We start from the raw sequence: 9,971 nt of genomic DNA on the forward strand, positions 1-9,971 counted from the left end.
AAACTTCACGGGCTTTCCCCGATAGAATATCGGGAAAAGGCCGTGGCATAATACTCTTTTTATTACTGTCTACTTGACAGGGAGATGACCAGGCATTCTCTTTTTTTATTTCTATAATTGTGCATACTACATAATAGTTATGATAGAAAAGGGGCTGTTATATGCTTGTAAGGCTTGGTTACGTTGCGATGAGTGTACATTTGAAGAATGCATCTCCATCTCAAACGATGACGTATGCACAGTTTCAGAAATTAGATGATCGTGCTGCTGCAATTCGTAAACTTGAAAGAATTGCTAATTCCAATTTAGAAAATTGTTTACGTTTATTAAAGCATAATAAAGGGCATGACATATCTTTCTTTCGGCTCAGTTCAAAGCTCATTCCTTTAGCGAATCATGAGGAATTGCTAGAGTGGAACTATATTCGTCCTTTAAAAGAAAATTTAAAAAAACTAGGTGAATATGCAGTTCATATGAATATGAGAATTGATTTCCATCCAGATCATTTTGTTGTACTAAATTCACCTGAGGAGAGTGTTTTTAAACAATCTGTAAAAACATTGCAGATGCACAAAAAATTATTAAAAGGCATGGGGATTGAACATAAGCAACGATGTGTACTGCATGTTGGAGGAGGATATAAAGATAAAGAACTTGCATTAGAGCGCTTTATAGAGAATTGGTCGAATGTCCCAAGGAGTATTCAAGAAATGATTATATTAGAAAATGATGATACAACCTTTACGTTAGAGGAAACATTATATTTAGGAGAAAAATTAGATATTCCCGTCGTATTTGACTTGCATCACCATATGATGAATAATGAGCAAGAAGATTGGTATGAAGATTGGGCACGTGTCGTTCATACGTGGGAAACGTCTTTGTTGCCGGTTAAAATGCATATCTCTAGCCCTAGAGAGGGAAAAGATCCAAGAGCTCATGCAGATTATATTAATGTAGAGGCATTTTTATCTTTTTTAAGAAGGATAAAGGGAAGTGTTCCGCAAATTGATTGTATGATTGAGGCGAAGATGAAGGATGAGTCTTTATTTCAATTAATGAGAGATTTAAGTGAACAAGTAGATGTAGAAATTATCGATGGTGCAAGCTTTTATATTAAATAAGCTTTGCACCATCGTTTTTTTTGGTTAAAAAAGGGGTTAAAATGCCACCGGTTATTAAACCTGTTAAATGACTGATCGGATTGGCAGAAGGGTTAAAGAAAGTAAATAGCAGTAATAGAAGAATCATAATTGAGAAAATGGCAATTTCTTTTGGTTTTGAAGAGCGGTATCGATTGTACAATAAAAATAACTGTGCACCTAATAGTCCGAAAATACCACCTGATGCACCTGCGTGAATATATTCAAGCGGCATAATAATATAAGAAGAAATATTTCCGGAAATTCCAGAGAGAAAAAATAGAATAAAAAAAGAAAAGTGTCCGAGTTGCTTTTCAATAGAGGAACCAAGAGCAAACAAAAAAATACTATTAGAAAGAAAATGTTGTAAGTCTACGTGTACGAGAAGAGAAGTTATGACACGCCACCATTCTCCTTTAGCGATATATTCATTAGAGGCTGCCAGTGGTAAGAGAAAAAAGTCGCCTAATATCATCATGACTAAATGAATAAGAAGTAAGGTAAGAATAGTCGGTTGTAAAGAAATATGAGTGGATCTTATTAGCATACGGTTACTTTCACCCCTTTTGCATCAGAAAGATTCTCTGTTATTCTTATAAATATGAAAGAAGAAAGTTAAATAGAAGAAGGGGATTTCGAAATGATTATAGGGATTGGTATCGATATTATTGAATTAAATCGTATTGAAAAAATGCTAGATGGAAAGCTTAAATTTATGGAACATATTTTAACGGAAAATGAACGTAATGTTGCTATGGAGCTGAAAGGAAGTCGCCTTACAGAGTTTGTAGCTGGAAGGTTTGCAGCGAAAGAGGCGTATTCAAAAGCTGTAGGTACTGGTATCGGAAAAGAAGTGAGTTTTTTAGATATTGAAGTGAAAAATGATGAAAGAGGTAAGCCAATTCTGATTACAAGTACAGAGTATATTGTTCATTTATCAATTAGTCATAGTAAGGAATTTGCTGTTGCTCAAGTTGTTTTAGAAAGCTCGTCACGCTAGTCTGCATATTTTATATCTTTGTCTCATATATTTGAGGTAGCGATAAGGAAGGTACATCTTCCATTCATTTATAGGGGCAAAGGGGCTGAATTGATGAAAAGGCGTCTGTTTTTAGTTCTTGTCGGTTTGTTGACCGTTTTTGTGTTGGCGGGTTGTATGGAAAAGAAGCAAGATGATGTCGTGAGAGATTTAGAATCAAAAGTAAAAGGGATGAAAAGTTATCAAGCTGAGGCAAAATTATCTATTAAAACAGGCAATGAGCCTCAAGAGTATAACGTAGAGATTTGGCATAAGGAACCGTCTTTTTATCGTGTGAATTTAAAAAATGCAAAAAAAGATCAGAGCCAAATTATTTTGAGAAATGAAGAAGGTGTATTTGTATTAACGCCAGCACTTAATAAGAGCTTCCGTTTTCAAAGTGATTGGCCGCAAAATAGTAGCCAGGCTTATTTATATGAATCACTTGTAAGAGATATTTTGCAGGACAAGAAAAACCTTACTTTTGAGAAAACAGATAAGTATTATATTTTTAAAACAAAAACAAACTATCAACATCAAAATATGTTGCCGAGACAAGAGATTACATTAAATAAGAGCGACTTGACTCCAGTTTCAGTGAAGTTAATGGATAATGATCAAAATGTTCTTGTGAAAGTAGATTTCTCTAAAGTGAAATTCGATGCGAAATTTGATAAAGGTGCATTTGATACGAAACAAAATATGTCTAGAGCACAGGTAGATGTTCAAACAACAGCGAAAGAAGACAAACCGTTTGCTATTTTGTATCCACTTGATACACCACAAGGTATGACTCTGCAAGATGAAAAAGAGTTGAAGACAGACAGTGGCAAGCGTGCGATACTCACATACACTGGAAATAAGAAATCTTTTACTTTAATACAAGAAAAGGCAAAAGTTGCAGAGGCATCATCAGCGGTAAGTGTAAGTGGAGAACCAGTTGATCTTGGGTTTACGATTGGTGCATTAACGAAAGACTCTGTAACGTGGTCGCATAACGGAGTAGAATATATGCTCGTGTCTAAAGGTTTAGAGCAGAAGGAGCTGTTAATGGTTGCTCGTTCGGTTACAGCGAAGCAGGTGAAGTAAACTTCTTAGACGTGGTGATATATGTGCACCACGTCTTTTCTTAGTTTGAAGGTGGATTTCATAAAAGAAGCATATAAAAGAATAAGCTTCGCATATCGTGTATAAGGAAGTGTATTTATGGAAGAAGCACCATTTTACCGTGACACTTGGGTGGAAGTGGATTTAGATGCCATTTATAACAACGTTACACATATTAAAGAGTTCATCCCAAGTAATGTAGAGGTTTTTGCTGTAGTTAAAGCAAACGCATATGGGCACGATTATGTACCAGTGGCTAAAACGGCATTAGAAGCAGGTGCAACGAGGTTAGCTGTTGCTTTTTTAGATGAAGCTTTAGTGCTTCGGAGGGCTGGTATTACTGAGCCGATTTTAGTGTTAGGTCCCTCGCCGCCGCGTGATGTAAATGTAGCTGCTGAAAATGATGTAGCGCTAACTGTTTTTCAAAAAGAATGGGTGGACGAAGCAATTAAACTTTGGGATGGTTCATCTGTAATGAAATTCCATATTAACTTTGATAGTGGTATGGGGAGAATTGGAATACGTGAAAGAAAAGAGCTAAAAGAATTTTTAAAGAGTTTAGAGGGTGCACCGTTTTTAGAGTTAGAAGGAGTATACACGCATTTTGCAACGGCAGATGAGGTTGAGACTTCGTATTTTGATAAGCAATATAACACGTTCTTAGAGCAGTTAAGTTGTTTGAAAGAATTCGGAGTGGATCCTAAGTTTGTTCATACAGCTAATAGTGCTGCGACGTTACGTTTTCAAGGGATTACATTTAATGCAGTGCGAATTGGGATTGCAATGTATGGATTATCTCCTTCTGTAGAAATACGTCCTTTTTTACCATTTGAATTAGAACCAGCGCTATCACTTCATACGAAAGTCGCTCATATTAAACAGGTAATTAAAGGTGATGGAATTAGTTATAACGTCACCTACCGAACGAAAACGGAAGAATGGATTGCGACTGTAGCGATTGGCTATGCAGATGGGTGGCTTAGAAGGTTGCAAGGATTTGAAGTGCTTATAAATGGTAAAAGGGTACCGATTGTAGGGCGAGTAACAATGGATCAGTTCATGATTCATCTTCCTTGTGAAGTGCCACTTGGTACGAAAGTTACGCTTATTGGAAGGCAAGGAGATGAGTATATTAGCGCTACAGAGGTTGCGGAATACTCAGGGACTATTAATTATGAAATTATTGCAACGATCAGTTTCCGTGTGCCAAGAATATTTATACGGAATGGTAAGATTGTAGAGATAATTAATTACTTGAACAATATATAGAAGGTAGTATGATTGCTTCTTGTCATTGGAGTGACTGTTCATTGCTGGATAATAAGCTCTTTTTGATGAGAAGCTTTTTACTTATAATCATTTTTTATATAAGTTGCACGTAAGTTTTGAAGAGGAGTTCTATTGTTTTTAGTTAGTTATGAGATAAAAAATTTAAGAAGATGAATGTTTTGTTTGTGAATTGGAAAACATAAGCAAGGAATAAGGAAGTCTTTGCAACAGGCTCCATACAATGGTATTATTACAATAGGTGTCATATATATATTTGGGTGTGTAGTTGACGGTGGAGGTGTATTTTTGTGTCCGAATCAAGTGTAACTACTGAAATCGTGGTTCGGTTGCCAAAGCAAATGGTAACGGAATTGGACGGAATTGGAAAACAAGAGAATAAGAATCGCCATGAACTAATTTGCCAGGCAACACAATTGTTATTGCGTCAACATAAGACGAAGAAACGCTACCAACATGAATCAATGCGACGTGGGTACATTGAAATGGGAAAAATTAATCTTGGTATTGCATCTGAAGCTTTCTTAGCAGAGTATGAAGCAGCTCATACAGTAGAACGCTTAGTTAGCGGGGGGTAATATTTTGATTGTAAAACGCGGCGACGTGTATTTTGCAGACCTTTCCCCAGTTGTTGGTTCTGAGCAAGGAGGCGTTCGTCCGGTTCTTGTCATTCAAAATGACATCGGAAATCGTTTTAGTCCAACGGTGATTGTAGCGGCTATTACTGCACAGATTCAAAAAGCAAAATTACCCACTCATGTGGAAATTGATGCGAAAAAGTATGGTTTTGAGAGAGATTCTGTTATTTTACTTGAGCAGATTCGAACAATCGATAAGCAACGCTTAACGGACAAAATCACTCATTTGGATGAAGTGATGATGAGTCGTGTAGATGAAGCGTTACAGATTAGTTTAGGACTAATAGATTTTTAAATCGGCAGTTTAAGTTGCTCTCTTTGAAGGGCAACTTTTTTTATTATAGAGGAGGTTACGGTTGTATATGGAAATGGTAGATAATCGACAAGCGTTAATGAAAATGTTAGTGAAAGAATTAGGCTTTACCGAAAAGCAAGTTCGTCATGTTATTCAATTAACAGAAGAAGGTAACACAGTTCCATTTATTGCTCGTTACCGAAAAGAATGGACAGGCTCTTTAGATGAGGTGCAGATTCGTACGATTTTAGAGAGATGGCAATATATGATGCAACTTGAAGATAGGAAGGAAGAAGTTCTTCGTCTTATTGATGAGAAGGGGAAACTGACAGAAGAGCTACGACAGCAAATTGTTAAAGCTACAAAGTTGCAAGAAGTAGAAGATCTATATCGTCCATATAAAGAGAAAAGAAGAACGAAAGCGACAATTGCTAAAGAAAAAGGATTAGAACCATTAGCTGAATGGTTATTGTTATATAAGAAAGAAGATCCGGCTAAAAAGGCAGTGGAATTTATTAATGTAGAGAAAGAAGTGCAATCTGCAGAAGAAGCTTTACAAGGTGCACAAGACATTATTGCAGAAATGGTTTCAGATGAAGCTGCGTATCGTAGCTGGATTCGAAATGTTACTTTTAGAAAAGGTGTTATGTCTTCGTCCGTGAAAGATGAAGAAAAAGATGAAAAGAATATATATGAAATGTATTACAGTTATGAAGAACCATTGCAAAAAGTAGTACCACATCGTGTATTAGCAATGAATCGTGGCGAGAAAGAAGATATATTGAGAGTTGCTGTTGTTCCGCCAGTAGATGAAATAGTAACTTTCTTAAATAAGAAAGTAATTCGTAATAACGATTCGAAAAGTGCACATTATGTACAATTAGCGATTGAAGATGGTTATAAACGATTAATTCAATCTTCAATCGAAAGAGAAATTCGTAAAGAATTAACAGAAACAGCTGAAGAACAAGCGATACATATTTTCTCTGAGAACTTACGTAACTTATTATTACAACCTCCGATGAAAGGGAAAGTCGTGCTAGCGGTAGATCCGGCATATAGAACTGGTTGTAAATTGTCTGTAGTAGATGATACGGGGAAAGTACTACATATCGATGTTATTTATCCGCATCCACCTGTTCGTAAATATGATGATGCAAAAACGAAAGTTCTTTCTATTATAGATAAATATCAAGTTGAAATGATTGCAATTGGTAATGGGACAGCATCTAGAGAAACAGAAGAGTTTATAGTAGATGTATTACAAAGTGTGAACCGAGATGTCTTTTATATTATTGTAAATGAAGCGGGTGCTAGTGTATATTCAGCTTCTGATTTAGCCCGTGAGGAATTCCCAAATTTACAAGTTGAAGAGAGAAGTGCCGTTTCTATTGGAAGACGTCTGCAAGATCCACTTGCTGAACTTGTGAAAATTGATCCTAAATCAGTTGGGGTTGGACAATACCAACATGATGTATCTCAAAAGAGACTGAATGAGTCATTAACATTTGTAGTAGAAACAGCTGTTAACCAAGTTGGGGTTAATGTAAATACGGCTTCGGTTGCATTGTTACAATATGTTTCAGGTTTATCGAAAACTGTTGCGAAAAATATTGTGGCAAAGAGAGAAGAAGATGGGAAATTCACGAAGCGCACGGAATTAAAGAAAATCCCGCGTTTAGGTGCAAAGACGTATGAACAATGTATAGGTTTCTTACGTATACTAGAAGGAGCGAATCCATTAGATCGAACAGGTATTCATCCAGAGCAATATAAAAATGTTGAATTGTTATTGAAGAGTCTAGGGTTATCGATAGATGACGTAGGACAACCGCAATTACAAAAGAGATTGGAAGAAGTAGAGATTTCTAAGTTATCTCAAGAAACAGGAGTTGGGGAGCCGACGTTAGTTGATATTATAGATGCGCTTATTAGTCCAGAAAGAGATATGAGGGATGAGTTGCCTAAACCACTTCTGAAAAAAGGGATTTTGAAATTAGAAGATTTAAAACGTGGTATGGAACTAGAAGGAACAGTTCGTAACGTTGTTGATTTTGGTGCTTTTGTTGATGTTGGCGTAAAGCAAGATGGTTTAGTACATATTTCTAAACTTAGCAAACAGTTTGTAAAGCATCCGTTAGATGTTGTATCAGTAGGGCAAATTGTAAAAGTATGGGTAGATGATATTGATACAAAAAAAGGACGCGTTGCACTATCTATGTTGCCGATTGAATAGTAAGAGAAGAGAGCAGATGAAACTGCTCTTTTTTTATGGAATAAAAAGTGTAATGGATTATGAGCTTTGATGTATTTTGCTATAATAAAACCAGCATTCATTTAATAATTTAATTTGATACCGGTTTTTTTCGAAATATGCACGTTGGATTTGTTTTTTTAGCCACGTAGGCATAGGAATCCCTCCTTGTTTAATCCTGCTCTCAAAAATCTAAAATGCTATTGATGAGAGGTTGGTGAGTGGATTTCTATTCATGTTTTGTTTTTAGAAACCACGCTTCTTACATGAGGATGGGTATATGTACTATTTAATATATGTATAAGAAGGGAGAAAAGTGTAAAAATATTTTTTTGTTTAGGAGGAATGAGAGTGGATGAGCAAGAAATTCAGCGACTAGTGGAAGAAGTGTCACTACAATACTTTGAGATGCCGTTCTTACATAAAGCAGTGTTTAATAATAGATTACGTACAACTGGTGGGCGTTATTTATTGAAGAGTCATAATATCGAACTGAATTATCGATATTACGAAGTGTATGGTGAAGAAGAGTTAGTCGGGATTATTAAACATGAGCTTTGTCATTATCACTTACATATTGCAGGAAGAGGGTATAAGCACAGGGACAGGGATTTTCGTGAGTTGTTAAAGAAAGTTGATGCACCACGTTTTTGTAAACAAATGATTAATGAAGAGAAGGAAAAAAAGATTTATAAGTATGAATGTATGGAGTGTTCACTTCAATATGTAAGAAGGCGTCAAATAAATACAAAAAGATATGTCTGTGGAAAGTGTAAAGGGAAACTCAAACCGATATCGAAAACATCTTGACAGTAAAAACGCAATCCAGTATATTATAAACATGTCACGTTTGAACAAGATGTTGTTAAAAACTTCTTGACTTACAGAGAGAATTTTTATAAGATACAAATTGTCTTCATTATTCCGCAGTAGCTCAGTGGTAGAGCTATCGGCTGTTAACCGATCGGTCGTAGGTTCGAGTCCTACCTGCGGAGCCATACAGAGAAGTACCCAAGTGGCTCAAGGGGCTCCCCTGCTAAGGGAGTAGATCGCTAACGCGGTGCGAGGGTTCGAATCCCTTCTTCTCTGCCATACATATTGGCCCGTTGGTCAAGTGGTTAAGACACCGCCCTTTCACGGCGGTAACACGGGTTCGAATCCCGTACGGGTCACCACTTTTGGAGGATTAGCTCAGCTGGGAGAGCACCTGCCTTACAAGCAGGGGGTCGGCGGTTCGATCCCGTCATCATCCACCATATAATTTTATATGAATAGTATTGTCGCGGGGTGGAGCAGCACGGTAGCTCGTCGGGCTCATAACCCGAAGGTCGCAGGTTCAAATCCTGTCCCCGCAACCAAATGGTCCCGTGGTGTAGTGGTTAACATGCCTGCCTGTCACGCAGGAGATCGCCGGTTCGACCCCGGTCGGGACCGCCATTTTAACTTCTGCTATATAGCAGTTGGTTTTTATTGGACATTATGGTACAATAACATTTGTCTTTGAAAAGAAGATAATTATTTCGATGGGCTATAGCCAAGCGGTAAGGCAACGGACTTTGACTCCGTCATGCGCTGGTTCGAATCCAGCTAGCCCAGCCATTTACGAGCCATTAGCTCAGTTGGTAGAGCATCTGACTTTTAATCAGAGGGTCGAAGGTTCGAGTCCTTCATGGCTCACTTTTGTTTTTTTCGCGCGGTCGTGGCGGAACGGCAGACGCGCTAGGTTGAGGGCCTAGTGGGGGAAACCCCGTGGAGGTTCAAGTCCTCTCGGCCGCATCAAAAAAATCTTAAAAAAAATACTTGCATTTGAAAATGTAGTATGGTAAGATAATTGAGTCGCCAAATTACAACGACGAAAAAACATCATGAATAAGCGCCCGTAGCTCAATTGGATAGAGCGTTTGACTACGGATCAAGAGGTTAGAGGTTCGACTCCTCTCGGGCGCGCTAATTACGGGAAGTGGCTCAGCTTGGTAGAGCACCTGGTTTGGGACCAGGGGGTCGCAGGTTCAAATCCTGTCTTCCCGACCACGCGGGTGTAGTTTAGTGGTAAAACAAGAGCCTTCCAAGCTCTGGTCGAGAGTTCGATTCTCTTCACCCGCTTTTAGTTCTTTGAAAACTGAACGAAACAAACAACGCGAAACGTCAATTTTTATTTTAGATGCTAGACAAACTAACTTTATTGGAGAGTTTGATCCTGGCTCAGGATGAACGCTGGCGGCGTGCCTAA

General features: G+C 37.7%; 10 protein-coding genes and 12 tRNA genes. 20 read left to right on the forward strand and 2 right to left on the reverse strand.

Annotated elements, in window-relative coordinates; translation table 11 throughout:
• The first annotated feature begins 161 nt into the window (after positions 1-161).
• Positions 162-1,124: a UV DNA damage repair endonuclease UvsE gene (gene uvsE / locus MR169_RS27400; RefSeq protein ID WP_000961162.1), complete on the forward strand. Its 963-nt coding sequence runs from the start codon at positions 162-164 to the stop codon at positions 1,122-1,124.
• Here uvsE and MR169_RS27405 read toward each other — a convergent pair.
• Entirely contained in the window at positions 1,117-1,689 is a 573-nt protein-coding gene (locus MR169_RS27405) for a rhomboid family intramembrane serine protease (protein WP_000908523.1), read from the reverse strand. The genes uvsE and MR169_RS27405 overlap by 8 nt on opposite strands.
• Before the next feature lie 93 nt (positions 1,690-1,782).
• Between MR169_RS27405 and acpS the strand changes: the two genes are divergently transcribed.
• The 6 genes from acpS (at position 1,783) to MR169_RS27435 (ending at position 7,723) form a co-directional block, all read left to right on the forward strand.
• Entirely contained in the window at positions 1,783-2,142 is a 360-nt protein-coding gene (gene acpS / locus MR169_RS27410; RefSeq protein ID WP_242320366.1) for a holo-ACP synthase, read from the forward strand.
• 156 nt (positions 2,143-2,298) lie between these two features.
• Positions 2,299-3,249: a LolA family protein gene (locus MR169_RS27415; RefSeq protein ID WP_001998927.1), complete on the forward strand. Its 951-nt coding sequence runs from the start codon at positions 2,299-2,301 to the stop codon at positions 3,247-3,249.
• A gap of 117 nt (positions 3,250-3,366) precedes the next feature.
• Positions 3,367-4,536 (forward strand): alanine racemase, encoded by a 1,170-nt coding sequence (gene alr / locus MR169_RS27420; protein ID WP_242320367.1) that lies wholly within the window; start codon positions 3,367-3,369, stop codon positions 4,534-4,536.
• 308 nt (positions 4,537-4,844) lie between these two features.
• Positions 4,845-5,132 (forward strand): antitoxin EndoAI, encoded by a 288-nt coding sequence (locus tag MR169_RS27425; RefSeq protein WP_000004570.1) that lies wholly within the window; start codon positions 4,845-4,847, stop codon positions 5,130-5,132.
• A gap of 4 nt (positions 5,133-5,136) precedes the next feature.
• Entirely contained in the window at positions 5,137-5,487 is a 351-nt protein-coding gene (gene ndoA, locus MR169_RS27430; RefSeq protein ID WP_000635965.1) for a type II toxin-antitoxin system endoribonuclease NdoA, read from the forward strand.
• A gap of 67 nt (positions 5,488-5,554) precedes the next feature.
• The gene (locus tag MR169_RS27435) at positions 5,555-7,723 is read left to right on the forward strand and encodes a Tex family protein (protein WP_000426240.1); all 2,169 of its coding nucleotides are present in this window, start codon (positions 5,555-5,557) and stop codon (positions 7,721-7,723) included.
• Positions 7,724-7,780: 57 nt separating this feature from the next.
• Here the strand turns inward: MR169_RS27435 and cmpA are convergent, their stop codons facing one another.
• Positions 7,781-7,897 carry a cortex morphogenetic protein CmpA gene (cmpA, locus tag MR169_RS27440; protein WP_215585705.1) on the reverse strand — a complete coding sequence of 39 codons (117 nt, stop codon included), beginning with the start codon at positions 7,895-7,897 and terminating at the stop codon, positions 7,781-7,783.
• Between the two features lie 195 nt (positions 7,898-8,092).
• On the opposite strand from cmpA, the gene MR169_RS27445 reads away from it, so the two are divergent.
• From MR169_RS27445 to MR169_RS27505, 13 genes are all read left to right on the forward strand, one after another.
• Complete coding sequence (locus MR169_RS27445; protein WP_000344235.1) at positions 8,093-8,551, forward strand: SprT family protein; 459 nt, start codon at positions 8,093-8,095, stop codon at positions 8,549-8,551.
• Positions 8,552-8,664: 113 nt separating this feature from the next.
• A tRNA-Asn gene (locus MR169_RS27450) sits at positions 8,665-8,739 on the forward strand.
• Between the two features lie 3 nt (positions 8,740-8,742).
• Positions 8,743-8,833: transfer RNA gene (locus MR169_RS27455), tRNA-Ser, on the forward strand.
• Between the two features lie 8 nt (positions 8,834-8,841).
• A tRNA-Glu gene (locus MR169_RS27460) sits at positions 8,842-8,916 on the forward strand.
• A 5-nt stretch (positions 8,917-8,921) separates the two neighbouring features.
• Positions 8,922-8,997, forward strand: a tRNA-Val gene (locus MR169_RS27465).
• 25 nt (positions 8,998-9,022) lie between these two features.
• Positions 9,023-9,099, forward strand: a tRNA-Met gene (locus tag MR169_RS27470).
• A gap of 3 nt (positions 9,100-9,102) precedes the next feature.
• Positions 9,103-9,178, forward strand: a tRNA-Asp gene (locus tag MR169_RS27475).
• A gap of 87 nt (positions 9,179-9,265) precedes the next feature.
• Positions 9,266-9,340, forward strand: a tRNA-Gln gene (locus MR169_RS27480).
• 5 nt (positions 9,341-9,345) lie between these two features.
• A tRNA-Lys gene (locus MR169_RS27485) sits at positions 9,346-9,418 on the forward strand.
• 16 nt (positions 9,419-9,434) lie between these two features.
• Positions 9,435-9,517, forward strand: a tRNA-Leu gene (locus MR169_RS27490).
• 97 nt (positions 9,518-9,614) lie between these two features.
• Positions 9,615-9,688, forward strand: a tRNA-Arg gene (locus tag MR169_RS27495).
• A 7-nt stretch (positions 9,689-9,695) separates the two neighbouring features.
• Positions 9,696-9,772: transfer RNA gene (locus MR169_RS27500), tRNA-Pro, on the forward strand.
• Between the two features lies 1 nt (position 9,773).
• Positions 9,774-9,844, forward strand: a tRNA-Gly gene (locus MR169_RS27505).
• The last annotated feature ends 127 nt before the right edge of the window (positions 9,845-9,971 follow it).

This window comes from Bacillus cereus group sp. BfR-BA-01349, assembly GCF_022663795.1.
GTDB classification, from domain to species: Bacteria; Bacillota; Bacilli; order Bacillales; family Bacillaceae_G; genus Bacillus_A; species Bacillus_A cereus.